Consider the following 25,241-nt stretch of genomic DNA (forward strand, 5'->3'; position numbering starts at 1 on the left):
AGTGAATTTTAAAAACTAATTTTCTTTTTAAATATAATAAAAATAGGGGGCTATCCAAAAAGCCAATGCATGACTCTTTGGATAGCCCCTTGAGGTAATCAATTATTTTTACAAAATATATTACCCTTGTAATCTATCAATGATTGTGCAGCGTTTAGCACCTTTACGGAGTAATCGCTGTGCTTCGATTAATGAGATTCTGACAAAAACCGCCTCATCGAAATCATTTTCTACATCAAACAATGCAAATGCCATTCCGCCAACAATCAGTACACAAATGAATTCCACGTCTAATTCATCTGATCTTGGTATACGCCTTGAAATCTCGCACCGTGGGACTCCCGAATTCAACAATGCCATGGCTTCTTGGCGTGTGATTCGAATAAACACAAACTCTTCGAATTCCACATTGCCGGCTTCCACTTCAATTTCGACTACAAGAAAAAAGCGATTTCTGACCTGTAGGATACAATGTGCTCCAATTGTAACAGGGTCCTGCATATTCATCATATCATCATGCATATTCAATAAATTCGCCACCTTTTCGTTTTATCCGTACATACTATGTAGCAAATTTCCAACCCGAAATGGACAGATGTTGATATATACAACGCCTTTTTAAAATATCGTGGCTGCTGTAAAGAAATACTATTATTTAAAAATAAATGTACCAATAGTATGAGGATGTGGAAGTTTAGTAGTGTAAATTGCCGAATAGACTGATTATAATGAAAATGTACTACTTTTATCCTAGGAGGAATTGCATGAAAAAATTATTCTTAGCTATTATTCTACTGTTTTCTCTAGCAGCACCTTCATTTGCACAAGCTGCATCTAGTACCTCGTCTTTAGTTTTAATGGTGAATAATAAGTTGGTTACTAACAGCCCCTTTATTAGCGATGGCACTACCTATGTTCCTTTAAATGAAATTGCTGAACAAATGGGAGAAGAAGTGGACTCCATTTCTTATCAAAAGAAAGTTGTGATTCAAGGTGGAAATGGTTTTGTTGCAAGTGTTTCCGCTGGTCAAACAATAGGTGTTGTGAATGGGAGCCTCTATCCATTGAAAACCAAAACAATCAATGGGGAGCAGGTTAATGCGAATATAAAGGCTATTTATGAAAATGACCAGGTTTATGTACCCGTTGAATTTATCGCATCCGGAAAAGGCATGACTTATCCGGTGGAAATTGTAAATGATGATGCAAAAACAACGATCTATATAGGGGAAATTCCTTCAACAGTAAAAAATGAAATTGCCAATAGGCCAATCGTTTTAATGGTAAACAATAAACAAGTACCATTCAGTCCCTTTATTAGTGAGGGCACAACGTACGTCCCTTTATATGAAGTTGCAAAACAAATGGGTGGGAATCCTGAATCTTACGAAAATAAAGTCCAGGTGGAACTAAATGGATTAACTTTTGCTACTGTAACCGCTGGTGAATCTGCAGCCTCCATCTATTATTCACAGCTGAATAGTAGAGATCGAACTAGAATCGTCCCATTGAAAACAAAAATAGTCAATGGCAATACCGAGGCTGAAAATGCGAAGGCTATATATAAAAATGGACAAATCTTTGTGCCCATTGAATTTTTATCCTCTGCAGACGGTCTTCATTATTATGTTGAAACAGTAAAGGAAAAAGAAAAAACAACCATCTATGTTGGAGCACTTCCTCCAACTTTACAAGAGCCTATTAATAATGTTGGCTATGCAACGAAATGGGCGATTGTAACTCCAGCACCTGAAAGTATAACGAATGTCACAGGACTCGTGCAGAACCAACAAGTTTTTATATACGGAGCGCAGGGCAATTGGTATAAAATTAAGGTTGGAAATCATATTGGCTATGTAAAGAAAGATGTAATAAAAATCGGGAAAACTCCAGCAAAAGGAAAAATGTACGCCGATGGATGGGTTGCCCCTACATTGAAGTCAAAATGGAACAAGGATCCACAAGTAAACTATAAGACACTTCAAAATGAATTAGGATTTACACACAATGGTGCTGTTTTTGATATTTTTGGAGCGGTTCGAGGAATTGAAGTAGTGTATGATGGAAGTCAATCACAAGAGGTGGGAATGTCATTTTTCTTATGGAAAGATCCTAGTGTTGAACAATCGTATCGCATCCCAATTGTAGCCAAAGAATTATTTAAGCTTTATTTTGGCCAGGATGCAGATCGTGTATGGAATTACTTCAACCGTGATGACATACCGGAGAAATTTACCGCTAATGGAAGAACAGTGAAGGCACAATATGTTAGTGCAACTGGATCTATTTATCTTCAAGTGGGTTATAAAAAATAATACTATGCCCGCAATAGCAAATATCTGAAAATACCAGACAAAAACACCGTATCCAGAACAAAGGAAACGGCGTTTTTGTTTGGTTTTTCAATTAAAGCGCATCCTCTCATATTAATCAATAAAAAGGCTACCCATTGTTAAAATTAAAGCAGTTGTTACAAAGCCAGCAATGCTTACAAAATATAAATTGATTCTTTCCATTTTAAATTTCCCCTTTCAGTAAGTTATTTGTTAAATACAGAATAACCACCTAGAATGAAATAAAAATGAAAAAAATTAGAAAATATTTACAGATAAAAATTTAAATCAATATGACTGATTGCAACGTATCTCATTCCCAAACTTGATCGGTAACATATAGTATTGATAACTATCTTTTTTTGGGAGTGGATAAGGTTGTACTACTCTAATAATCCGTATATGAACCAATTTTTTAATTATCCTAACTATGGTATGGATATTGCACATCCCACAAGGTTTCATACGAATAATATGAATAAAAATCATTTGAACAGGGAAAGAACTAGTTTTTCTAAAGAGGAAGCGGCAGCAATCGCTTTGCTTTTAGGAATTGACTTTACTAAAAGTAAGTTTGACTTAAATGAATTTTGGATGGGGGTAAATACGGAGCTTGAACATGGAAAACAATCGAGTCAAACAAACGTTACCGGGGATGATCCTTTATTAACTGGAAAAATTGCATGGGCCCATCTTAATGAGTTTCCAGATTATTATAAAAGATTAAAAGTTCTGGAGAAAGAAGCGAAAGCGTATTGGAATAAGTAATTCCATCATTAAGTACATGGAAAAAAACAAAACACGTCATTTTCCTGTAAGCAAGGGAGATGACGTGTTGATTCATGTGATGGATTTAATTTTTATTAAGAAGTAATCTACAACGCTATGTGTCGGTATCCCAGTACCATTCATTAATTAGCATTGCTTGGTTTACGACGCTAAACAAAACCTCTTTTAAAAATGAATAATTGTTCATTTATAGATGAAATGATTTTTGGCAATATAAGTTTCCTTTTGATAAAAAGGATACCTTGCTCCAAACAAGAATACTCAAAGACATTATCTTTTATTTCTTTGAATCCAAATTTTATCAACGTTTTTCTGCCGGCTGTTGAAACAGCAAAAGCCAATATCTTGTTGACAAAAAAACCGCGCTTTCTCAATTTGTGCAAATGTTTTTCTAAAAAAGAGAATAAATACTTACCAGGATAATATGGATATTTTTCCTTGTCTATTACAACGGAGGACAAATATAGATTATAGAACCCCATTTTGTCATAAGGCAAAGTATGTTGTTCTATTTCTTCCTCTGTTACGGCATGATCGATAATTCCTTTGTAAGTATCATCGTCAACCGGACAAACCGTTAAATAACCAATCAAATCGGAATGATGGACAATGGTTAAATCCGTTAGTGGATTTACGTCCAAACGATGTAAAGTTGTTTCTTCCTTAACCTGGTAATTAGAGTTATACACCTTCTTATCTAATTCTAACAGCTGACCAACGTAGCCCTTCCCTAGATAAGTAAATATGAAGGTAAACACGACCTTTCTTAGACTTCAATCTAAATACATTCTTACTAAAAAGCAGCTTGCATTTTCAATTGATGTTCTACATTTATTATAGCACAATTTTAAAGGGATTGACATACCTGCTTAGTTTTAGGATGGGATTTGTATTGCGAGGAATAAAGAATAATACACAATTGGAAGCTATTGCTCACTAAACAAAACTCTTTGAATTGGAAATTAAGTTCCAAAACAGCCGCATGTTTTGGTAAGATGAACTTAAAGTATGTGAAAAGGTACACTTAAACTATAGGGCAGGATTGTTGAAGAAATCAAATTGTATTATTGTGGTAAAATTGTATTATGCGAGGGGGAAGTAAAATAAAAAAAATACTCATGCTATTATTTACAATATTAATTTTGACGGGTTTAACGGCTTGTATGGAATCTAAAAATGACATACCTGAAGAAGTGATTAATAAAGATGAAGTAATTAACAACAATTATAAATTTATTGGAGAAAGTGAACATTGGGAAGCTAAATATATTTATAAAGGAACCGAAACATGGGGACATAATAATGGAACACTAACTTACTCTAACGAAGACAACTATGAATTTGTATTAAAATACAAAGGAGCTTTAAAAGAATTATCTTCTATGAAAAAACTTGAATATTCTTATGAAACAATTCATAGCAGTGGGAAATCAACAGAGGAATTCACTGAACCTCCTAAAGAATTAATATTTACTTCTAAGGGAAGTTCAGGCGGTGGGGCAAAAGTAAATGAAGATGAAGTTATACAAGTAAATGTAAAATGGGATGAATTTGAAGAATCATTTGAACTGCATAATAAGAATAAGTAGATTAATAAACTAAGGGGTGGCGATTGCAGAACAAGGCAATCGCTTCCTGTGCTATTGGGCAGGTTTGTTCAACAGTGGTGATCGTCAGAAATGGCGGTCTTTTTTAATTTACAGTCAGAAAAGTTCATTAGAATCTATAAAATAATTGGATATATATGGTAAAGTTAATGTAAGGATGTCTTAGTCGATTTAAAAAGAAAAGATGTGATAAGAAATGAGTGACTATATTGTATTGATACCATTATTTTTAGTTCTAACCACTATGCTAAATCGTTCAGAAGTATTTTCTAAGGTAGCTAAATATATAGGTTTTGGATACTTCTTTGTATTATCGGTAGTTTTTATCTTGGAGAGAAAAAGAATCTACGACCTTTATCATAAAGGTTCCACTATACCTGATATTTATTGGGAAAAGAATTCAAATTGGGCTGATATAGGAATGTTTTTGTATTTAGTGCCAATAGCAGTAATATTTCTAATCTTATGCTTATCTTGGTTTATAAGAGAGAAAGACCTTAAAGGAAAATTTCTTATGTTTCTTTTCTTCGTAGTTGGGGTGGCAGTGCTTTTTGTCTATGCTTTTTTCTTTAGTATGAGTTTGGGATATAGACCATAACATTAAATGATAACTCTGAATCTATCATAAAAATGTTTGCACTACTTACTTTTTACATTTCCATATTTGGGATTCCATTGAGCATCATTTCTATGTTATGTTCAGCAAAGAAAACTTAGCAAAAAGAATCTTTTCTTTAGTTGTACATTTATCACCTATCAGCATTATTGTTTATGCTTTTATTATGGAATTAATAGATGAATTCCTTCAATCTTCACCTTAAAAAATACAATTTGAAAATAGTCTAAAGGTCATGTTTCTCACTCAACAAACTGGATTGTCAACACTAAACTAGACAGTTTTCTTAAGGTGCGTAAGTTTGTATTCCACTGGACTTAGATAATCTAAAGTACCATGGATGCGTAGGTGGTTAAACCAGTGCACATAGTCTGTAAACTCTCTGTGTAACTCTTCTAAGCTATCAAAATGACGTTTCTTTACGAACTCTGTCTTAATGATTTTGAATGTTGCTTCAGCTACCGCGTTATCATACGGACAGCCTTTCAAACTTAGAGATCGCTTGATTTTAAACGTTTCTAGTGCTTCATCAATGATATGGTTCTTAAACTCGCTTCCTCTGTCAGTATGGAACATTTGAATCATATGCAAATTCCCTTTAATTGACGATAGAGCACGATAAACTAGTAAAGCATCTTTGTTCTCACCTGTGCTAAATCCAACGATTTCCCGATTATAGAGATCAACAAATACACATATGTAATTCCATTTTTTATGGACTCTTACATAGGTTAGGTCACTGACCACGACGGTCAACTCATCCTCTTGAGTAAATTCACGATTTAACTCATTTGCTTGTTCACTTTCATTTGGCTTATTCTTATGTGGTTTGAATTGAGCCACGGTAGAAGCTGAAACAAGCCCTTGTTCGTTCATAATCCTGCCGATACGACGACGGGAAACCAATTTCCCTCGTTTCTTTAGCTCGTGCTTTATCTTTCTGGCACCATAATTTTGGCGGCTTTGATGGAAAATTTCAACGATGTCTGAAGTTATATCATCTTCATTCTTTCGTTCTTTTGCTTCATAATAATACGTACTTCTTGGGAGTTGTAGGACCTTGCACATTGCTGATATCGAGTATTTGTGCTGGTTGTTCTTAATCACATTTACTTTCGTCCTAGTATCAGCGCGGCTTGCTTTAAAATATCATTCTCCATCTCTAATTGCTTATTACGTTTCCTAAGTTCCTGCAGCTCTTTCTGTTCGGGGCTGAGGTTATCCTTTTCTTTGAAGGAACCGGAGGACTTACTTTGATTAATCCACTTATCTAGTGAAGAAGGGGTTAATTCATATTCGCGAATAATGTCTTTGCGAGGCTTTCCATTCTGATATAGCTGCACGATCTGTTCCTTAAATTCTTCGGTAAACGTTCGACGTACTTTTTTTGTCATGTAGATTCTCCTCATAACTGATTAGTATAGTTAATTCTACTCGACCTTAAAATTTCTGTCTAACTAAGTGTAGCCGATCCACATTTAATGGCACTAATCTTAATAATCCTACTTGAACTAGCCGTTATAATGATTTGTGAGAAAGAAAATAGGAAGAAAATTATTGCATCATTATTAATGTTATTATTGGGTAATTTCTTGATTTTGGACGATAAACTTTATGTAGATACTTTAGTGCCAAATATTCTACCTATACCTGCAATGGTTTTGCTTACAATTTCAGCAGCTTGGTTTATTATTTTGATAGATACTAAAAAGGGAAAGAGATTGACTATTGCGATAGGGCTTTGCTTTACAATGACCATTTTAATTTTTGCTTTGCCTGGGGTACCTTCTTTATCTGAAGTGGAAGAATTTAAACTATATAAAGAGGACTACTTTGCCATATCAGGGGCAATTTTTCAGGCATATGATAAAGGTTATATATCAGTTGAAGATAGATTAAATTCTCCGCCTAGTAAAAATGATTTAGAAAGACTTGGAACTCACTTTTCAAATGGAGTTATTAGAAGGATGAAAAAATTGAGCCGTGTCGCTGGCATTTCTTTTTATGATATTGTTGATAAGGATGTGATCCATTTTGGTGATATTCGTCTACATTCATCTGCTGGAATTGCTATATGTAGAAATGGTAAGGACCCTTCCACAGATATAGTATTGAAATCGCAATTTCATGATGTCATTACATATCGTCATATTGCCAATGGTATATATTATTTTAGTTTAGTTATTGATTGTAAGTGGTGGTTTATGGAAGTCTAACCTGTTTCCGGTTATGATAAACACATCAAAATTATTGAAAGTTGGAATTAGGAATCTCTATGTAAAAAATGAACTTAAACAAACGGGATGCCAATCCTGAATAAGGAAGAGCCCCCTTGTTCCATTAAAAGGCAATTTTGTTGAACAAAGCATAAATATTTTTTTAAAAATTAATAAGTAAAGAGTAATTAAGGAATATGAATTATTAGGGGAGGTTGGGAAAATTATATGGATCCTAGATATCCAATCGGGCAATTCAATTGTCCTGATAAAATACAAGAAAAAAATATTAAAATGTGGATTAAAGAAATAAGTACACTTCCTACTCGCTTAAATAACTTAACCATATCCCTTGATGAGATGGATTTAACTAAAACTTATAGAGAAAATAGTTGGAACGTACGTGAACTTATTCACCATGTAGTAGATAGCCATTTAAATGGTTATATGCGAATGAAATTAGCTTTAACAGAAGAAAACCCAGTTGTTAAAACATATGAGGAAGGTGAATGGGCAAAGTTAATAGATTTAATTTGTCTATTAAAGTTTCATTACAGCTATTAGAAAATCTACATGAACGTTGGACATATTTACTTAGAAATCTAACAACTAATCAATTACAGCGTACATATCAGTACCCAGATGGGATTAAAATGCGAATTGAACAAAGTATTGCACTTTACGCATGGCATGGTAATCACCATCTTGCACAAATTAAACAAGCTTTAAATAATTGATATTAGAAGAGGGTTGAATGAAAAATTAAGATTTTATTATGCTAAATGGGGCGGTAGCAGAACTGGCTATCGCTTCTTTAACCATTGGGGCAGGTTAAAAGAAGAAATGTTAATAAAGATACTACTAAAAGTACCAATAAGGTGGTTATTCAATGGGAAATTGGCGGAAATAGCTAAAGAAATAGATCACGATAAGTTTACTAAACTTATAGATGAAGAGAACATTTAGACTGATTATAAGCATAGTTTATTACGCTCATCGACATAATAATAGTACTGGATTATTCTATTTATTTTCATCCAAATAGAATGTGACCAATTGGGATGAAATAAGGAATCTAGTTTTTTAGTGAATGTCGTGTAGTGCTTTATTAAGTGAATAAATCATTTTGAAGTTATTTTCAAATATGGTCGAACACTCTACTGGAAGTAAGTACAGGAAATTTGTCACTTAACTTGGAGCCTCTGCGGGCATGATTATAAGCCATGAAGCCAGGTGTATCAAAGATTTTGGCTCAGCCAAAACAGGCTATCATGCCCGCCTCTACAAGGATAATCTATTAGTCTGTTTGTTAAATCTTATACATGAAAAGCTTTACTTTAGCCATTTTTCTTTAATAAGCACTATAGAAACAATAGTCCACTATAGTGCACTAAACTTTGTGCTTAATGCACAATATCGAGCTATTATGCACCAATAGTTTACTTGTAAAATTAACAAATATGCAAATAAAAACCGTCGGTTCATTATTGTCTAAGGGAACTGACGGTTATTACTTGTTTATTGAAAAAAGTGGTTTAGCAAAAGGTTGCTTTTTTAACTTCAGAATTTTAGTTCGTGACTGTTATTGTACTTTCGAACATTCCCATTCCGCATGTATAATGGTATGTCCCTGGTTTTAATGCTTCAATGTCAACATAATTATTTGTATTTTCTTTTAATTGAACATTAAACCCTAGTTCTTCAGAACGTACGGTACCAGTACAACTCAATTTTTCTGTTTTGAAGTTGATAATGGATGGGGTTCCTGCTTTTAATACGATATTATTTGGAGCGTATCCTGAAGGTTTAACCAAAACTTCATGAATTTCACTACTTGCAGGTGTGAATTTTATTTCATTAGGTTCTGCTGATACCCGATCATTACCATTTGAAAATAGGATACCTTTTCCAAAGGCCAAAGTTCCCATAAAAATTAATAAAACAATTAAAAAAATAGGATTAGCAACTAACGGCTTTCTAGATATTGATTTTTCCTTGTTTTCTACTTTAGACTCTTCATCAATTAATTGCAGGAGTATGAAAATAACCAGTAAAAAAATAACATCAATAAAGTATATCATTAAATCTACGGATTTAGGCTGTAACATGACTCCCAACATAGATCCCATCATACCGCCCATAATCCCTGCTGTTAATCCATCTAACGCAGCCATAAGTGAAACGGATCTTCCTGTACCATACCCTATTGCCATTCCCAGCAAAACCGATGTGATCGTTGGAATTGTAAGGTCCTTATTCTCTATAAAAGTTCCTAAAATGGCTCCTAATGATATACTCAACATCATTGAATTGGTCATAGCAATCATCATACCAGTCATACAGGTAAGTTTGTGTCTTCTTTGAAATGTAAAATACATAACATAACTTGTTAAGAGTATAATTATGGCAAGACTAGTATATAAAAGCATGTTATTTACTCCTCACTTAGCGTTTACAAATTTTTTCTAGCGCACCTTGGAAATTAATTACTTTTCCACCGAAAGAACTGGCAAATTTATCTGCATAATCTTTGTGTTCAAATGGGAGAATTTGTGGCTTACAACATCCAACTTTAATAGTTGATTCAAACACATACCAAGCAATTACGGAACTTACGGTTGTTCCAGTAAGGAAGTCAGAGCATAGAGCCTGAATTACACGTTCGCCCAATTGGAAATGACGGATCAACCCACAATGAGCACAACAAGCGTCCTCAATTTTGTTCTCAGGTAAAATTATTTTATAAACAAAACGCGGGTTAATTTGACAGTTACAAAGTATACACTCGTTAATTCTTTCTGGTTTTCCTGGTTCTTCCCTTACTAACGTTATACCCCCGAAAGTCTTCATAATAATACCTTCTTCAATTAAAGGCTTTACGTCTCTATGGACGGTCATTTCGGAAACTTGAAGAATTTCACTGATTTCAGAGATTTTTAAATTTCGCCTTTCCATTATTAATTCCTTTATTTTGGATTGCCTTTCAGATTGTAAAATAAGTAACCCTCCATCCTTATGTTTTATTATAACAAACTCTATCAATCTATAACAATTGTAGGACCAAGTATCAATAATTTCAATGTTGATATTGTGACAATTTATGGTTATTTCATGTTAACTAGCATTGGCTCAAATAATAATAGAAGAAAGTAACGAGGATTTTTTGTAAAGCCTAAAAAAGTAGATAAACAAGAAAGAATTAAACAATTTGAAAAATTAGATGGTACCGCAATATCGGTAGGTGAAGATATAAAAGAACTACTTGATATGGAGAGCCATAAGGAAGAATGGAGAGAGAATGAAATTGAGTAAAAAGGCACTTATTTGTATGTGTATCATTATCTGGGATACAAGCCAGTCATTGAACTTTTTACTCAACTTTTAAATGCTGGCTATGATATTGTCATGTCAGATGTTGTAGCAATGGAATTTCTCATTTATGAAAAAGTAGAGACAGATTGGAATAAAAATGAAGAGGTATAGTTATATTGAGTAATCAGAATTAGCTGAAATCAATTTTGAAATTGCAGAAAAAGTAGTAGAACTAAGAAGAAAATAAGCTGATGCACAGTAATCCTCATTTGTGCTATAGGCTAATGGCAGAATATCCGGCTTTAGTTCAACAGTGAGGATCGTCAGAAATGTCGGTCTTTTATGACTGAAGAAGCAGGTTAAATCTATAAAATAAAAAAATTCCTTTACCCTGTACCATAGTACAGGGTTTATACTTTATATGAGGTGAATTAGTCGATGTATCGTATTAGTGAACTCGCTGATAAATGTGGTGTTAATAAAGAAACAATAAGATATTACGAAAAAGTGGGTTTAATTAAAGAGCCTTCTCGAACAAATACAGGTTATAGAATGTTTCCAGAAGAAAGTGTTGAACGTATAAATTTTATTAAAAGGATACAAGATTTAGGATTTACTTTAGCTGAAATTTCTAAATTGCTTGGAGTTGTAGATAAAGACGGTGAAAGATGTAATGATATGTTTAACTTTGTTGTCAATAAAATAGAAGATGTACAAACGAGAATTAGAGATTTAAAAAGAATAGAGCAAATGATTCTTAATTTAAAAGAATGCTGTCCTGACGATAAAATTTTTACGAATGTCCCATTATTGAAACATTAATGATTGAAGGAAAATAACAGTTATGGAGGGAGGTTTTAAAATGGTAATACAATCTAATATGGCTCCAAAAGCAATAGTTGAAATATGGCAAAATACAGCACCAGTTTTTGCTAAATTTAATGTGCCTCTTACTGAAAAAACTTTGGTAACCATTATTGAGAATGCTGATGTACTTAACAATCTACTTACTGAATTAAATGATGTAGTTGAAAGTTCCTATGCTACTTGTATAGAAGGTGGATGACAAATGCCAACTAAAAAGAGGTAGGTTACTCCTGATAAATATATCTTCTTCAACTATAGCCCCATTAGTAAAAAAAGCCTGTTCAAAAAAATGTCGGTTTTCATGACCGACACTTTTAAAAATTACTGGGCAAATAGCTGTACTGGTTAGTGCGCAATATCACTCTATTGTTCACTACAAAAGAATACAATAAAAGAAAGAAGGGGACTGTGCAATCCCCTGCTTTTTTGATGCATCAATTTGTTAGTTTTCCACAGCTTCTACTATTTCTTTCCCGCCATTCGTCGTGAAATTCACATTAAAATCAAAATCAACTTCAAAGAGGCGATTCCATGGAAAATCAATGTTATTAATTGAGAAATGATCCATTTCAGCTGTTCTCATATTTCCTGACTTTTTGCTTAAAATAATGTTTTTGCCTTTAGCCTGTTGATTAATTTTCACAAATTCCTTGCTAAATTGCTCGTTTGCAACACGTAAAACAGAGTTTTTGTTTGGTCCGATGTCCCAGGCATTGCTGCCGATGTAGCGAATATACCACTCAAGTTTAGGCTCTACCTTGCTTCGATATAAGTGGTCGGCTGCGATGGAGCTTAGCAAAAATTCGATATGGCCTTTGGCCGCCGTTTCGTCCAATTCCGGAGTTTCGGGACCTTTCTCTACATATAGGAATCTTGCATTTGCGTGTCCGACTGCAACGCCAATTGCATTTCCAGCTGTGTTAAAGGCACTGTATGATAATAGATTAGTTATACCGATAGTATTAATAATGGCATCGCCAAACTGAGCGTTGGCTTGATTTATTTTTTCAACGTCGACAATAACGACATGTTTGCCGTTTTGAATTTGGTTATTGATAGCAGCAATGGCCTGCTGTATCTTACTATTTTTTTTAGAAGAATCAGGTGTATTCACATAAAGCTCAATATCAGCTTGTTGAAAAGGTAGAGCTACCGTGCCGCCAGCCGCAATGATATGTCTTTCAATATTTGTTTGCAGCGGGTAATAGTCAAAAGGTGATGTCCAATTGGCACCATTGACACCAAGATAATGAATTTTAAAGCTAGTTTGATAGTGCTTTTGTGTGGCTAGAAAACGAGATAGTAGAATAACATCAAGTTCATCGGCACCATCAAATATATTCACTTTCTGTTGCAGACTGGATGTATTGATTTTTTGTATCAGGCTTGTTTGTTCCTCACGATGGAGACCGGTTTTATTGGAATCGTCCTGTCCAAGAATAAGGTAGTCAATGAAGCCTTCCTTTGTCCAATCTAGTAAAGTGTCGTTAATCATGTTGTTACGATTACGGATTTGCATATATTCATTGATAAGGTTGCTGCCAATTTTCGCCTCAAGTTGCTTGAGCCTTGGAGCTAGGCTAGTTTTATTAAAGTTTTTTACTTCATCAACCGTAATCGCCCATTCGCGAATCAGATTGTATTTTTCTAGATTCCCATCTTGCAAGACGGTAGGTGCCAAACGCTGAATAGTGTCATATACATATAGAGGCTTGGTTGGATATTTTTCCTTCAGTGTTTTGATGATTTCAAGATGCTGAAGGGCTGTATCAACCGTTTGTTTGTTTGTCCTGGATTCGACCAAACCGCCATCCGTAAGCATATCTGCAGAGATGATGAAGCCATCTGCATCCGCGCTATTTTCCAAAATCCAGTTGGAAAGCTGGTCAAGCGTGTTGGTAGATGTTTGATGGTGAATCAGTGTCTGCGGTGGGAGAACGATGTCAACACCGCCAGCCTGGCCGATTTTTTTCGGATAATATGTATTAGCCGGGCGATCATCTAACGGGACTACGAGCAGGCGCGGTTGCTTGCTGGTTGGTGTTGGCTCCGGGTAGTTCGAGTTTTCGTTGGCTTCAGCAAATGATGTTTGAAAAGGAACAACCAATGACATTATCAAACTAAAAATTATTAAATTTACTATTCTGGTAAATTTACAAAATCTATAAATTTGCATTAAATCATCCTTATTTTATTAGTAGCAGAGAAAGGCCAGGCGTTGAACAGCAGGAGGTATCCAGCAGTAGCCGCAGACACTCCTGCAGAAGAGCCTGGCCCAGAGCTGCAGTTGACCCGCCAGGCAATCCTTACTGCTGTGGCGGGTATGCTTTCCATTCTGATAAATCGATTTCACTTGGATCCTTTGTTAAAAGTGAAGCAGGGAAGACAAAGTTCCATGGCTTGCTTGTGTTTGCTTTGATTTCAAGGTCGTCCAACATGAAGCCGCCTTGTGCGACGATTTCGCCGCTTGCGTCCTCAACAACCAACGGCAACTGTTGTAAGACTATATTATTCAATGAACCGTTTTGGATTAAAATTGATACTTGCAATTTTCCATTATCTAAAAACTTCGCTTGGATGCCGACCAATTGAACTTCCCCTGGTTTCGGCGGTGCAACGGACTCGAGCATATTACGTAGCTTTTCTTTATCTTCATCAGCTAGCGTTTTTTCCCAGCTTTCTGCAAACTCCAATGTATGATTTTGCGTCTCGCTTTGCAATTGGAATGCCAGCCCCCAAACCTCCGTATCAATATCGGCAATCGGCCTATAAAGATCCTTTTGCTCGAAAACAAATTGGAACGGGCGGCTGCTACGTGCAGGAAGATGCCCAACCTGTGTTAAATCAAACTCCTTGCGACCGTATATGTCATTCTCACCAACCAACAGTAAGGTCGTCGTCCCGATCTCGATTGCTTGATTAATACTGCTGCGGACAAACACCGTACAGACAATCTCCTTATTCCTTTTCTCAATCTCGATGCCACTAAGCGAAACCTCATCAGGCTTAAGCGGTGGAAGCTCATTGTTTAAGAAACGAAAAACATACTCCTGCTCCTGCGGAATATTCCATTCCGGGTGAAGCGAAAGCTCTGTGTATACTTCTTCCTCCAAGTTTGTAGCCTCCCCAGTGCTATCCAAATTCAACAAATCCTTGGCTGAAACAGCATTCTCGCTGCCAGTAGCTTTTATTTCTTCATCGTTATTTTTTTTTCTTTTAAAAAAAGACAACATAGTATAAGTCCTCCCGTTCCAGTTTTGGAGTAAAAGCTGTCCGAATGAAGGTGGCATTCGGACAGTAATAGCCGAATTCTTGCTTAGGTTGTCCGACAGAAGCAGTTATGCGGACAGCAAAAGTCAATTTGCTACTAGTGTAGTCCGCAAGAAGCCGGTATTCGGACAACGAAAGCCTAATTTCCGCCTGTGCAGTCCGCAAGAAGCCGTCATACGGACAACGAAAGCCGAATTTCCGCCTGTGTAGTCCGCAAGAAGCCGTTAAACGGACAACAAAGTCCTAATTTCCGCCTGTGCAGTCCGCAAGAAGCCGTCATACGGACAACGAAAGCCTAATTTCCGCCTGTGCAGTCCGCAAGAAGCCGTCATACGGACAGCAAAAGTCAATTTTCTACTAGTGCAGTCCGCAAGAAGCCGTTATACGGACAACAAAGTCCTAATTTCCGCCTGTGCAGTCCGCAAGAAGCCGTCATACGGACAACGAAAGCCGAATTTCCGCCTGTGCAGTCCGCAAGAAGCCGTCATACGGACAACGAAAGCCGAATTTCCGCCTGTGTAGTCCGCAAGAAGCCGTTATACGGACAACAAAGTCCTAATTTCCGCCTGTGCAGTCCGCAAGAAGCCGGTATTCGGACAGCAAAGTCCTAATTTCCGCCTGTGCAGTCCGAAACAAGCCGGTATTCGGACAGAGAAAGCCAATTTCTCACTTAACCTGTCCGAATCAAAGTACCATCCTGACGCCTTCAACAAAAACAGAAAATAGCAATCCTTTTATTCCTCGCTGGCTTCTTGTACCTCAGCTTCTCTTGAATCCTCAGCCTCTTCTTGTTTTTCCGCGGCCTCTTCTTCCTCAAGCTTTTCCAGCAATGGTGCGGCAATCCGTGCAAGTTGGGCAATGGAATCATGGTCAATTAACGAGTAGGTGTAATTGAACACGTCAAGGCCATCATTTTGATAGAGACGAAGCGGATCTTCCTGCTGATATTGGCGCAGCCCGATCCCTTCTTTTAAACGTGTCATACTTTCTAAATGGTTCACCCAATGCTTATCGACAATGGCAACCATGATGCGGCGTAATACTTGTTGCAGGTTCTCGTTGTCTTTTAATTTTTCCAGTTTCTCTAAATACTGTTCCACTGCTTCAGCTACAGCTGCATGGACTTCATCCACTGCATCAACTTCAGCAGGAAGCTGAACCTTTGGTTGTACAATGATTTGATTTATTTCATGAACGAGCTTATCGAGCGGCCACTCTTCAGGTAGCATTGCTTTTTCACAATATTTATCCACTTGGAAGTGGCAATATCTTGGAATCATTTCCAGACAAAGTGACAACACATCTTCATGCTCAAGAATTTGGTCGCGCAGGTGGTAAATGGCTTTACGCTGATCATTCACAACATCATCGAGCTTTAAGTTATAATCGCGAATGCCATAGTTGCTGCCTTCACAGACATGTTGTGTTCGTTCCACAAGGTCATGGATGTTTTTATTTAAAATAAGCCCAGTTTCATCTGTTTGCAGTTTTCCTTGCAATTTTTCAATCTGCTCGTGGGCGAAGCGGCGGAACAACTCATCTTCAATCGAGATGAAAAATTGTGATGAGCCTGGGTCACCCTGCCGTCCAGCACGACCGCGCAGCTGGTTATCAATGCGGCGGCTTTCATGCTTTTCTGTACCAAGAATGTGTAACCCGCCCAGTTCTGCAACACCCTCACCAAGAAGGATGTCTGTACCACGGCCAGCCATATTGGTAGCAATGGTAATATGACCTTTTTGACCTGCCAAGGAAATGAGGCGTGCTTCTTGTTCGACTGTTTTCGCATTTAAAATATCACAAGGCAGGTTTTCTTTGTGTAGGTAATCGCCAAGTTTTTCAGATTGAATAATCGATGTTGTTCCAATTAGAATCGGCTGTCCCTTTTCATGACGGTCTTTAATTTCCTTCGCCAAGGCTACATATTTATCGTGCTGTGTGGCGTACACACGCTCTTCCATATCCACACGGACAACAGGTCGATTCGTAGGAATCGGAATAACTTCCATGTTGTATGTATTGTTGAATTCTTTTTCCTCTGTTTTAGCTGTACCAGTCATTCCGGAAAGGAGTGGGTACATCCGGAAATAGTTCTGAATCGTGATTGATGCTTGGGATTTATTTTCCTCCGTAATTTCAAGACCTTCTTTTGCCTCAATCGCCTGATGCAGGCCATCACTTAGCGAACGGCCTTCCATAATCCGACCGGTAAACGCATCAACTAGCATGATTTTTCCATCTTGGACAATATAGTCAATGTCCCTTTGGAACATCACATGGGCGCGTAAGGCTTGAATCATATAGTGAAATAATGTTGAGTGCTCCAAGTCATAAAGATTGTCGACTCCAAAAGCACGTTCAACCTTCGTAACTCCTTCATCCGTTAAGCTTGTTGCCTTTGTTTCAGGATCAAAATTATATTCAACATCGCGTTCAAAGCGCTTGGCCAGCCGTGCACATATATAATGAAGATTTGCGGCAGCCTCTGCTTTACCAGCAATAATAAGCGGTGTTTTTGCCTCGTCAATGAGGACGCTATCGATTTCGTCAATAATCGCATAGTGATAAGGTCTTTGCACACGCTGATTTACATCCGTAACCATATTATCACGTAAATAGTCGAAGCCAAATTCGGTACCAATACCATATGTAATATCTGCATTATAGGCAGCCTTCTTGTCCTCAGGCTCCATCATTGGTATGTTGAGGCCAACTTTTAATCCAAGAAACTCATGAATTTTTCCAATCAAATTACGGTCGCGCTGTGCTAAATAATCATTAACCGTGATAACATGTACGCCTTTTCCTTCTAATGCCCGTAAATAACTAGCCGAAGAAGCAACCAATGTTTTTCCTTCACCAGTTCTCATTTCCGCAATGTTGCCCTCGGTTAGAACAAGTCCGCCAATCAACTGGACATCGAAATGGCGCATGCCGAGCACACGTTTGGATGCTTCACGAACCACCGCAAAGGCCTCTGCCTGAATATCAAAAATAGTCTTCCCATTCGCCAATTCTTCTTTAAAATAGGCTGTTTTATCTCTTAACTCCTCATCCGTTAGCTTCTCAATTTCAGGCTCTAAACTGTTGATTTCCTCAACAATTTTGTGGTACTTTTTCAGCTTTCGTTGTTCATCACCGATGATTTTTTTTATTGCATTCAGCATGCCGTTCTCTCCTTTTACATTAAAAGCCTTGTATATATTCATTATGGCAAAAGCTGCCTGAATTTATTATAAAATAAAGTGGCTTTCACATTAATAAAGGGCGTCACAGTTCGCCATTATTTATCTAAGGTGGAAAACCTACCCTATAGTATAACAAAGAACAGAAAGAAAAACTTTATTTTTGTCGTTTTTTGTTAAGTGGAGGGGGAGAGGTGCTGCATTTCTTTTCTCTCAACGAAGGTGACCCGGTAAAAATGGTTTGTTACATAATATAATGCTTCTTTAATTAGCTTTGTGTATCTTGACTCTAGCCAGTCTCGAGCGAATTCATTTGGTGCGGCAACGATAACCTCGCGTTTCCACTCATCTGCATCGATTAATACTGTGTGTTTAAGCCAAGTTTCGAAACTGGGCCTCGAAAGATTTTTTTCAAGATGATGTAGGACCTGTGTCCATATATATTGTAGATCTTTATTTGTCTGGTCCTCTGAGGATGGTTGTGGGAAGTGGATGACCGTCCGTTTTGCCCTAGAATACTCCATAATGAGCCCCTTTCTTTGATAATATGTTTTAGCATATTTTCGACAAAGACTTTTCCATTATAGCAGTTGAATCTTCATTCATTAAGAGAACGTTAATTCTACTTTTCCTTCTGTACTTGATTACCAATGGAAAATTGAGGTAAATAAATTTCTTGGCGAGCTTTTATGAAAGAATTTTAGGCTGACAAGGTCCATATTCGCCTATTTTTCATAGTTTATTAGTATCCTTTAAGGTTCATTTTGCTCTGCGTTTATGTGTAGGAAAAGCATGCAGGGTGTTGTTGAGAAAAGACATCGATTTTCGTCATTGTGAGCGGCAAGTCGTGTCTTTTTAATTAAGAAAGCTGGGGGTTTATGATGATTATAGAAAAGACGTCGTTATACTGGTCGATTGCACCTCATGGCGGTGAATTAATCAATAGAGTTGCAACGGGTGAAGGTAGAGATGCTCTTTTGGCAAGTACTCGGAAAATGCCATCCATTACAATATCCGATTGGAGCATCTCTGATTTGGAATTAATTGCGATTGGCGGTTTCAGTCCGCTGACTGGCTTCCTTGGCAAGCGAGATTATGAAAGTGTGTTGGAAAAGATGCGGCTCGCGAATGGGCTTGTTTGGAGCATCCCAATTACGCTGCCGGTTTCCGAAGAGGAGGCTGCTTGTTTGGACACCGGGTCCAATATAGCGTTAAAAGGGGCCGATGGCGTTATTTATGGGGTTTTACAACTAAAGGAAAAGTTTTTTTACGATAAAAAGTTGGAAGCAAAGTGTGTGTATGGGACGACTGACGAGGCACACCCTGGGGTGAAGAAACTGTATGAAAAAGGTGGAGTTTATTTAGCAGGGCCGATCATCTTGGTAAACCGGCCAACACATAAGCCGTTTGAGCAATTTTATAAGGATCCGCGAGAAACGCGTCAGCTTTTTCATGATTTAGGCTGGAGGACGATCGTTGGTTTTCAGACAAGAAACCCGGTCCATCGTGCCCATGAATATATTCAAAAAAGCGCATTAGAAATTGTAGACGGCTTGCTGTTGAATCCGCTTGTTGGTGAAACGAAAAGTGATGACATCTCAGCTGAGATTCGCATGGAAAGCTATCAAGTTATTTTGGAAAAATATTATCCGAAAAATCGCACGAAGCTGGTCATCTATCCGGCGGCGATGCGCTATGCAGGTCCGCGGGAAGCAATTTTACACGCATTGGTTCGTAAAAATTATGGCTGCACCCATTTTATCGTGGGCCGTGACCATGCAGGTGTTGGCGATTATTATGGCACATATGATGCCCAGCAGATTTTTTCCCAGTTTACAAGGGAAGAAATCGGCATTGAAATTTTAAAATTTGAACATAGCTTTTTCTGTAAAAAGTGCGGCAATATGGGGACTTCGAAAACATGTCCACATGGGAAGGAAGACCATGTTCATCTAAGTGGCACGAAGGTTAGGGAAATGCTGCGTACGGGTGAAAAGCCACCGGCAGAATTCTCCCGCCCGGAGGTTGCGGAAATTTTAATTCGGGGTATGCGTCAGAAGGGTGAATAAAAGGGTAACCCATATGGTGGAGGGTTTAGTGAGGAGGTGGGTGTGGTGAAATCTGAAAATATTGTTTGGCATAGAGCGCAGGTTAGGAAACATGATCGCCATCGCTTAAATGGACATAAAAGTGCGATTCTTTGGTTTACGGGTTTTTCAGGGGCCGGTAAATCGTCGTTGTCTGTCGCTGTGGAGAAGGAATTGCACAAACGCGGAATTCGGACTTATGTTTTGGATGGTGACAATATACGGCATGGTTTGAATCGAAATCTAGGATTTACGCCGGAGGACCGGACGGAAAACATTCGCCGCATTGGTGAAGTGTCAAAGTTGTTCGTTGATGCTGGGGTGTTGACGCTGACAGCCTTCATTTCACCATACCGGATGGATCGTGACATGGTGCGGGCGATGGTCGAGGATGGAGAATTCGTCGAAATCTATGTGAAATGTGCATTGGCTGAATGTGAAAGGCGCGATCCAAAGGGATTATACAAGAAAGCTAGAAATGGTGAAATTAAAGGCTTTACTGGAATAGATGCCCCATATGAGCCACCGCAAAATCCAGAGCTGATCGTGGAAACGGACCAAGAATCTCTGAGAGAATCGGTGGAAAGGGTTTTGAGTTATTTGCAGGAAAAAGGGTATATTGAAGATTAATTTTTTTGTAAAAAATAGCAGGTTGAGTAATTATCTCAATCTGCTATTTTAAAACAAAATTTTTTAGTAAAAATGAACCTATCTTTTGGGATTTAGTGCTAAAATCTTCATTATTAATTCACAAAAATATAATATGATTCTAGACAGGTTTTTACAGAGTTTTTTAGCTTTTAATGGTAATATTATAGGAAATATTATTAATGTAAAAAATTGAGAGGAAGTTCATCAGATGCAAAGTTCATTTTTTAGGAAGAGGAATTTTTATTCTTTTATTATTTTTTCTATCATTATGTTATCGTTTCAAAATGTAGCCTTTGCGGATGATATTGATGAAATTCGTGAGCTTTTAAAGGACGGCTATTATATGCCTGTCAGCCAAGAGATTTTAGACAAGCCAACGATTGATGAAATCCTCGCACAATTGGATCCGTATACGGAGTATTTTACCAAACAGGAGTTTGATGATTTTATAAACTCCATTGACATGAATTATGTTGGCATTGGTATTATTGGAGAGCAGCATGAGAAGGGGGTTAAGGTTGTTCATTTGTTTGATACAGGTGCTGCCGTTCATTCCGACCTGCGTTTGGATGATATTATCATCGAAGTGAATGGGACGAGCTTAACTGGTAAAACAATTGAGGACGCTCAACAATTTTTATTGGGAAGTCCTGGCACGACAGCTCATTTGAAGGTTTACCGCCCGAGCACAAAGAAGACCCTCAGCATTGATATCAATCGTGCCATGACCGAAATTGCGCCAATAGTAGAGTCCGCGTGGCTTGGAGGAAATATTGGGTATATTCGTTTGAACAGCTTTAATGAGGATTCAGTGGCCGAATTGAAAAAGGCGATGAAAAGCGTTGGCGAAGTGAAGGGCTGGATTGTTGATATCCGTGATAATGGCGGGGGGTATTTGGATGCCGCTCAGGATGTTGCCGGCTTTTTCCCCAACGTTGATGTTGCATTAATTGTTGAAGGACAAGACCATGATGCAAAAGTATTTTTGACAAATAAGCAGGATCCGCAACTTAATGGTCCAATCTATTTGCTTGTTAATTCCGAAAGCGCCAGTGCTTCAGAAATTTTGGCGGGTGCGATTCAGGATCAAAAAGGTGCGCGAATCTATGGTCAAACCACTTATGGAAAAGGGGTTGCCCAAACTGTTTTCCAACTATCTAGTGGGAATTTTTTAAAAATGACTGTTGCCCAGTTTTACACCCCTGAAGGAAAGGTTATCAATGAGATTGGTATAACTCCCGATGTTGAAACAGAAATTGGCGACGAACTGGAGACTGCACATCGTGACATGCTGTTATTGAATGATGATGCGTCCATGTTAACGGGGGAAAAATATAATGGGACTGTGCCGCGTAATGTGGAAATCGGGCTGAAATTGGATGGAGTACTTTCAGCGAATAAGCTAAAAGGGCAGATTTCCCTCATTAAATTAGGTGGCAGCAATGTAGATATCAATGTGGTGCCTACAACGATGAATAGCTTTACTATTATTGCAAAAAAACTATTAGACCCGAATTCTAGTTATCTTTTAAAAATAAATTCAGGCACAAAAGATTATGTTCTTTCTTTTAAAACATCTGATAAAATAGGAGCAAAGGGAGAAAATCAGGTAATTTTTTCCGATGTAAAAGCGAATGACTTTTTCGTAGATTCTGCAACCGTTTTGTATAATGAAGGTCTGTTGAAAGGGCTTGGTGAAAAGCGCTTTGGTCCATTCACCAATGTGACGAGGGAGCAGGCTGCTGTATTTTTCACTAGAATTCTAGGATTGGATACAAAAGCAGTAGAAGACCCTGGTTTTACTGATGTGAAGTCTGATACCTATTATTACAAATCAGTGGCAGCGGTTAAAAAGGCTGGCATTATGTCAGGGAAATCGAAGGGCCAATTTGGCACTGGAAATGTTTTAACAAGAGGTGAAATGTCAGCGTTACTGGCACGTGCCTTCCAATTGAAAGCGGGTGGCAGTGCAGATTCAGCTACGATGCCATTTGCAGATGTCGCTTCTTCACCATTTAAGTTGGATATTTCTAAAATCTATCAATCTGGTTTAGCTGGTGGGACAACGAAAACAACATTTTCTCCGGAAAAAACAGTGACAAGAGGCGAGTTTGCAACATTCCTATACCGTGCGCTGCTTAATCAAAAATCCACAGACACTTTTGCGGTGGAGGCAGTGAAATAGGGTTGGGGCTGTTGCGTAAAAAATAAAATAGATAGAAAGATTCTTTAGGGGAGAGTGACATGAAAAAACGTAACATAACGGCTGCTGTATTAGGTCTTTCGTTGATGATTTTTTCTAGTAACCAAGTATCAGCGAATGACGATATCACGGGGCATCAGTTTGAAAAGGAGATGCGCACACTCGAGTCATTGAAAATTATGAATGGTGACGGGATGGGACATTTTTTACCTGACCAAAACGTTACGAGAGCACAGTTTGCTGCATTTTTAAACCGGACTTTACATTTACCAGATACAACTGTAAATCTATTCGATGATACCGTTACCCATTCATTGGCTCCGGAAATCAATAATGCCGCCGCTGCTGGTATTATAAATGGCGTAGGGGATGGCAAGTTTTTACCGGACCGAACGTTAAACCGTGAGGAAATTGCACTAATGGTAAGCAGGGTGATCACTTCAAAGGGATTAACTGCAAGTCCAGCGCAAAAGCCAAAATTTACGGATGAACAAAACATTAAGTATTTGAAAGACATCCAACCGATTTTTGCCTATGGGATGATGGATGGTATTTATTCCAACGGAGAATTTGGACCAAAGGAAAGCGTAACACGTGCCCAAACGGCTGCTGTTATTAACAAGTTGTATAGTCTTCTTGAAAAACAAGAGCAGGATAAGCTAAAGCCAGAACAGGAAAAACAGAAGGCAGAACAGGAAAAAGAAGAGGCAGCCAAGAACAATAGCAGCGCTGATGCAGAAGTAATCGATCCAAATAAAAATAATCTTGTTATTGCAACAAAGCTTTTAAATGTTTATGAAGATGGAACGCAACGTGTCCGTACATATGTTAACATCGGTACGGAAATGAAATTCCTTGAACTCGTAGGAAATCGGGTGGAGGTTGAGGTTGCCGGGGTTAAAGGGTATGTAAACAAAGCTGATGTACAAATTGTTGCTGAAGATGAGGTTGAAAAAAGATCTTATTATAGGGTAGTAGATGGATATTTACGCCATTATGTTGCCCAAAACGGAAAGTATGAAAGCTATGTTTTCGGTCCGGCACCTTCATTTTTAAAAGAAGGCGATAGGGACTATAGCTTTGATGGAAAAAATTTCACAAAAGGCACATACTATCAATATTTTAATTACGTGCCGCTCCTTTCAGAAACGAGCTATTCAGCTGAAGAATTGGATGAGTATATTGCATCGCAAAGTCCGAACTCACCGCTGATAGGATTGGGTGAGGCTTTTAAAAAGGCTGAGAGTGAAACAGGCGTTAATGCATTGTACTTAATGGCCCATGCGATTCATGAAAGTTCATATGGAACTAGTAAAATAGCAACTGATAAACATAATTTATACGGAATTCGCGCAATTGATGCAGATGCCTATAATTCTGCCAAAGAGTTTGCGAGCTTTGAAGAATGTATTTTATATGCAGCAAAATATGTTAAACAAAATTATTTAACGCCAGGGGACAAGAGCTTCTATAACGGCTCATTTTTAGGCCACAAAGGAGTAGGAGTCACATCATTCTACGCATCTGACCCTTACTGGGGCCAAAAAATTGCCGGGCACATGTATCGTGCTGATAGTTATTTAGGAAAAAAAGACTGGAATCATTACCGTCTAGCAATCAGCAAGGTGCCATCATTAAATGTAAGAACCGGTCCAAGCACGAAGGATAGCATTATTTATGAACATCGCTATGCAGGAGTTATCATGATTGTGTTGGATGAGGTTAAGAAAAATGATGGTACATGGTATAAAATCAAGTCGGACGACCCTGGTTATGACGAAGCCTATATTTACGCTAATGGCGAAAAAGGTGATTTTGCAGAGATCATTAATTAATTTAATGGTCTTTTTTTTTTGTGGTTGGCTAGTAGGTTAGTTGGTTGGGAAGGAAAGCCTTGGAAGGGGAGCACGCTGCTATTCAGTCTTAATCCATATCTTCAATGCAGGATTAGGGTGGAAAACTGCTCTATCTTTCTTTATATGACAAAATATTTTAACAATTTTGCAAAAAACATTTTACTTTTTTGTTAAAACTAGGTATACTACTAGTTAATAGTAGAAACTATCAAAAGGGTAATATACAAGAATGGCTAGGAAGTTGCGGCC

General features: G+C 37.7%; 23 protein-coding genes and 1 pseudogene. 15 read left to right on the forward strand and 9 right to left on the reverse strand.

The features are described 5' to 3' along the window. Positions 1-120 precede the first annotated feature (120 nt). Positions 121-522, reverse strand: coding sequence for a hypothetical protein (locus tag ACNQFZ_RS13155; protein ID WP_458415385.1), 402 nt, complete (start codon positions 520-522; stop codon positions 121-123). Positions 523-764: 242 nt separating this feature from the next. On the opposite strand from ACNQFZ_RS13155, the gene ACNQFZ_RS13160 reads away from it, so the two are divergent. Beyond that, entirely contained in the window at positions 765-2,315 is a 1,551-nt protein-coding gene (locus tag ACNQFZ_RS13160) for a stalk domain-containing protein (RefSeq protein ID WP_458411798.1), read from the forward strand. Positions 2,316-2,711: 396 nt separating this feature from the next. Then, positions 2,712-3,101, forward strand: coding sequence for a DUF5661 family protein (locus tag ACNQFZ_RS13165; RefSeq protein ID WP_458411799.1), 390 nt, complete (start codon positions 2,712-2,714; stop codon positions 3,099-3,101). A 170-nt stretch (positions 3,102-3,271) separates the two neighbouring features. On the opposite strand, the gene ACNQFZ_RS13170 is transcribed toward ACNQFZ_RS13165, so the two are convergent. Beyond that, positions 3,272-3,880: a hypothetical protein gene (locus ACNQFZ_RS13170; protein ID WP_458411800.1), complete on the reverse strand. Its 609-nt coding sequence runs from the start codon at positions 3,878-3,880 to the stop codon at positions 3,272-3,274. Between the two features lie 327 nt (positions 3,881-4,207). Between ACNQFZ_RS13170 and ACNQFZ_RS13175 the strand changes: the two genes are divergently transcribed. Further along, complete coding sequence (locus ACNQFZ_RS13175) at positions 4,208-4,711, forward strand: hypothetical protein (RefSeq protein WP_458411801.1); 504 nt, start codon at positions 4,208-4,210, stop codon at positions 4,709-4,711. Between the two features lie 214 nt (positions 4,712-4,925). Continuing rightward, on the forward strand, positions 4,926-5,327 hold the full coding sequence (locus ACNQFZ_RS13180) for a hypothetical protein (protein ID WP_458411802.1): 402 nt from the start codon (positions 4,926-4,928) through the stop codon (positions 5,325-5,327). A 291-nt stretch (positions 5,328-5,618) separates the two neighbouring features. Here ACNQFZ_RS13180 and ACNQFZ_RS13185 read toward each other — a convergent pair. Then, a protein-coding gene (locus tag ACNQFZ_RS13185; protein WP_458411803.1) for an IS3 family transposase occupies positions 5,619-6,739 on the reverse strand; the annotation gives its coding sequence in 2 pieces (ribosomal slippage) (positions 5,619-6,490 and positions 6,490-6,739; 1,122 coding nt in all). A gap of 87 nt (positions 6,740-6,826) precedes the next feature. Between ACNQFZ_RS13185 and ACNQFZ_RS13190 the strand changes: the two genes are divergently transcribed. From ACNQFZ_RS13190 to ACNQFZ_RS13205, 4 genes are all read left to right on the forward strand, one after another. After that, positions 6,827-7,561, forward strand: coding sequence for a hypothetical protein (locus tag ACNQFZ_RS13190; protein ID WP_458411804.1), 735 nt, complete (start codon positions 6,827-6,829; stop codon positions 7,559-7,561). A gap of 228 nt (positions 7,562-7,789) precedes the next feature. Next, on the forward strand, positions 7,790-8,125 hold the full coding sequence (locus tag ACNQFZ_RS13195) for a DinB family protein (RefSeq protein ID WP_458411805.1): 336 nt from the start codon (positions 7,790-7,792) through the stop codon (positions 8,123-8,125). Beyond that, positions 8,071-8,298: a DinB family protein gene (locus tag ACNQFZ_RS13200; RefSeq protein ID WP_458411806.1), complete on the forward strand. Its 228-nt coding sequence runs from the start codon at positions 8,071-8,073 to the stop codon at positions 8,296-8,298. The genes ACNQFZ_RS13195 and ACNQFZ_RS13200 overlap by 55 nt, the downstream gene beginning before the upstream one ends. 13 nt (positions 8,299-8,311) lie before the next feature. Continuing rightward, complete coding sequence (locus ACNQFZ_RS13205; protein WP_458411807.1) at positions 8,312-8,527, forward strand: hypothetical protein; 216 nt, start codon at positions 8,312-8,314, stop codon at positions 8,525-8,527. A 602-nt stretch (positions 8,528-9,129) separates the two neighbouring features. On the opposite strand, the gene ACNQFZ_RS13210 is transcribed toward ACNQFZ_RS13205, so the two are convergent. Continuing rightward, positions 9,130-9,990 (reverse strand): cupredoxin domain-containing protein, encoded by an 861-nt coding sequence (locus tag ACNQFZ_RS13210; protein ID WP_458411808.1) that lies wholly within the window; start codon positions 9,988-9,990, stop codon positions 9,130-9,132. A gap of 16 nt (positions 9,991-10,006) precedes the next feature. Then, positions 10,007-10,603, reverse strand: coding sequence for a DeoR family transcriptional regulator (locus ACNQFZ_RS13215; protein WP_458411809.1), 597 nt, complete (start codon positions 10,601-10,603; stop codon positions 10,007-10,009). A gap of 282 nt (positions 10,604-10,885) precedes the next feature. Here ACNQFZ_RS13215 and ACNQFZ_RS13220 point away from each other — a divergent pair, with 282 nt between their 5' ends. The 3 genes and pseudogenes from ACNQFZ_RS13220 (at position 10,886) to ACNQFZ_RS13230 (ending at position 11,939) form a co-directional block, all read left to right on the forward strand. Beyond that, on the forward strand, positions 10,886-11,044 hold the full coding sequence (locus ACNQFZ_RS13220) for a hypothetical protein (RefSeq protein ID WP_458411810.1): 159 nt from the start codon (positions 10,886-10,888) through the stop codon (positions 11,042-11,044). A 267-nt stretch (positions 11,045-11,311) separates the two neighbouring features. After that, positions 11,312-11,712: pseudogene (gene merR / locus ACNQFZ_RS13225) on the forward strand (Hg(II)-responsive transcriptional regulator). Between the two features lie 23 nt (positions 11,713-11,735). After that, on the forward strand, positions 11,736-11,939 hold the full coding sequence (locus ACNQFZ_RS13230; RefSeq protein ID WP_458411811.1) for a hypothetical protein: 204 nt from the start codon (positions 11,736-11,738) through the stop codon (positions 11,937-11,939). Between the two features lie 243 nt (positions 11,940-12,182). On the opposite strand, the gene ACNQFZ_RS13235 is transcribed toward ACNQFZ_RS13230, so the two are convergent. The 4 genes from ACNQFZ_RS13235 to ACNQFZ_RS13250 form a co-directional block, all read right to left on the reverse strand. After that, a complete protein-coding gene (locus ACNQFZ_RS13235; RefSeq protein ID WP_458411812.1) occupies positions 12,183-13,916 on the reverse strand; it encodes a DUF4127 family protein in 1,734 nt (577 codons plus the stop codon). Between the two features lie 130 nt (positions 13,917-14,046). After that, positions 14,047-14,973, reverse strand: a complete 927-nt coding sequence (locus ACNQFZ_RS13240; protein WP_458411813.1) for an accessory Sec system S-layer assembly protein — start codon at positions 14,971-14,973, stop codon at positions 14,047-14,049. A 771-nt stretch (positions 14,974-15,744) separates the two neighbouring features. Continuing rightward, on the reverse strand, positions 15,745-18,177 hold the full coding sequence (secA2, locus tag ACNQFZ_RS13245; protein ID WP_458411814.1) for an accessory Sec system translocase SecA2: 2,433 nt from the start codon (positions 18,175-18,177) through the stop codon (positions 15,745-15,747). Between the two features lie 194 nt (positions 18,178-18,371). Next, positions 18,372-18,719 carry a DnaA N-terminal domain-containing protein gene (locus tag ACNQFZ_RS13250; protein ID WP_458411815.1) on the reverse strand — a complete coding sequence of 116 codons (348 nt, stop codon included), beginning with the start codon at positions 18,717-18,719 and terminating at the stop codon, positions 18,372-18,374. A 357-nt stretch (positions 18,720-19,076) separates the two neighbouring features. On the opposite strand from ACNQFZ_RS13250, the gene sat reads away from it, so the two are divergent. The 4 genes from sat (at position 19,077) to ACNQFZ_RS13270 (ending at position 24,971) form a co-directional block, all read left to right on the forward strand. Then, positions 19,077-20,264: a sulfate adenylyltransferase gene (gene sat / locus ACNQFZ_RS13255; RefSeq protein WP_458415386.1), complete on the forward strand. Its 1,188-nt coding sequence runs from the start codon at positions 19,077-19,079 to the stop codon at positions 20,262-20,264. A gap of 42 nt (positions 20,265-20,306) precedes the next feature. Further along, positions 20,307-20,912, forward strand: coding sequence for an adenylyl-sulfate kinase (gene cysC, locus ACNQFZ_RS13260; protein WP_458411816.1), 606 nt, complete (start codon positions 20,307-20,309; stop codon positions 20,910-20,912). A gap of 229 nt (positions 20,913-21,141) precedes the next feature. After that, positions 21,142-23,118, forward strand: coding sequence for a S41 family peptidase (locus tag ACNQFZ_RS13265; protein ID WP_458411817.1), 1,977 nt, complete (start codon positions 21,142-21,144; stop codon positions 23,116-23,118). A 59-nt stretch (positions 23,119-23,177) separates the two neighbouring features. After that, positions 23,178-24,971, forward strand: a complete 1,794-nt coding sequence (locus tag ACNQFZ_RS13270) for an S-layer homology domain-containing protein (protein ID WP_458411818.1) — start codon at positions 23,178-23,180, stop codon at positions 24,969-24,971. Positions 24,972-25,241: the final 270 nt, after the last annotated feature.

This window comes from Schinkia acidoalkalinis (assembly GCF_054301215.1).

Excerpts from the sequence above, each read along its gene's own strand:
- ACNQFZ_RS13155 (WP_458415385.1), bottom strand. The coding sequence starts at position 522 with ATGCATGATGATATGATGAATATGCAGGACCCTGTTACAATTGGAGCA.
- ACNQFZ_RS13160 (WP_458411798.1), top strand. The coding sequence starts at position 765 with ATGAAAAAATTATTCTTAGCTATTATTCTACTGTTTTCTCTAGCAGCA.
- ACNQFZ_RS13175 (WP_458411801.1), top strand. The coding sequence starts at position 4,208 with ATGCGAGGGGGAAGTAAAATAAAAAAAATACTCATGCTATTATTTACA.
- ACNQFZ_RS13180 (WP_458411802.1), top strand. The coding sequence starts at position 4,926 with ATGAGTGACTATATTGTATTGATACCATTATTTTTAGTTCTAACCACT.
- ACNQFZ_RS13190 (WP_458411804.1), top strand. The coding sequence starts at position 6,827 with ATGGCACTAATCTTAATAATCCTACTTGAACTAGCCGTTATAATGATT.
- ACNQFZ_RS13195 (WP_458411805.1), top strand. The coding sequence starts at position 7,790 with ATGGATCCTAGATATCCAATCGGGCAATTCAATTGTCCTGATAAAATA.
- ACNQFZ_RS13200 (WP_458411806.1), top strand. The coding sequence starts at position 8,071 with ATGGGCAAAGTTAATAGATTTAATTTGTCTATTAAAGTTTCATTACAG.
- ACNQFZ_RS13210 (WP_458411808.1), bottom strand. The coding sequence starts at position 9,990 with ATGCTTTTATATACTAGTCTTGCCATAATTATACTCTTAACAAGTTAT.
- ACNQFZ_RS13230 (WP_458411811.1), top strand. The coding sequence starts at position 11,736 with ATGGTAATACAATCTAATATGGCTCCAAAAGCAATAGTTGAAATATGG.
- ACNQFZ_RS13235 (WP_458411812.1), bottom strand. The coding sequence starts at position 13,916 with ATGCAAATTTATAGATTTTGTAAATTTACCAGAATAGTAAATTTAATA.
- ACNQFZ_RS13240 (WP_458411813.1), bottom strand. The coding sequence starts at position 14,973 with ATGTTGTCTTTTTTTAAAAGAAAAAAAAATAACGATGAAGAAATAAAA.
- secA2 (WP_458411814.1), bottom strand. The coding sequence starts at position 18,177 with ATGCTGAATGCAATAAAAAAAATCATCGGTGATGAACAACGAAAGCTG.
- ACNQFZ_RS13250 (WP_458411815.1), bottom strand. The coding sequence starts at position 18,719 with ATGGAGTATTCTAGGGCAAAACGGACGGTCATCCACTTCCCACAACCA.
- sat (WP_458415386.1), top strand. The coding sequence starts at position 19,077 with ATGATTATAGAAAAGACGTCGTTATACTGGTCGATTGCACCTCATGGC.
- ACNQFZ_RS13265 (WP_458411817.1), top strand. The coding sequence starts at position 21,142 with ATGCAAAGTTCATTTTTTAGGAAGAGGAATTTTTATTCTTTTATTATT.
- ACNQFZ_RS13270 (WP_458411818.1), top strand. The coding sequence starts at position 23,178 with ATGAAAAAACGTAACATAACGGCTGCTGTATTAGGTCTTTCGTTGATG.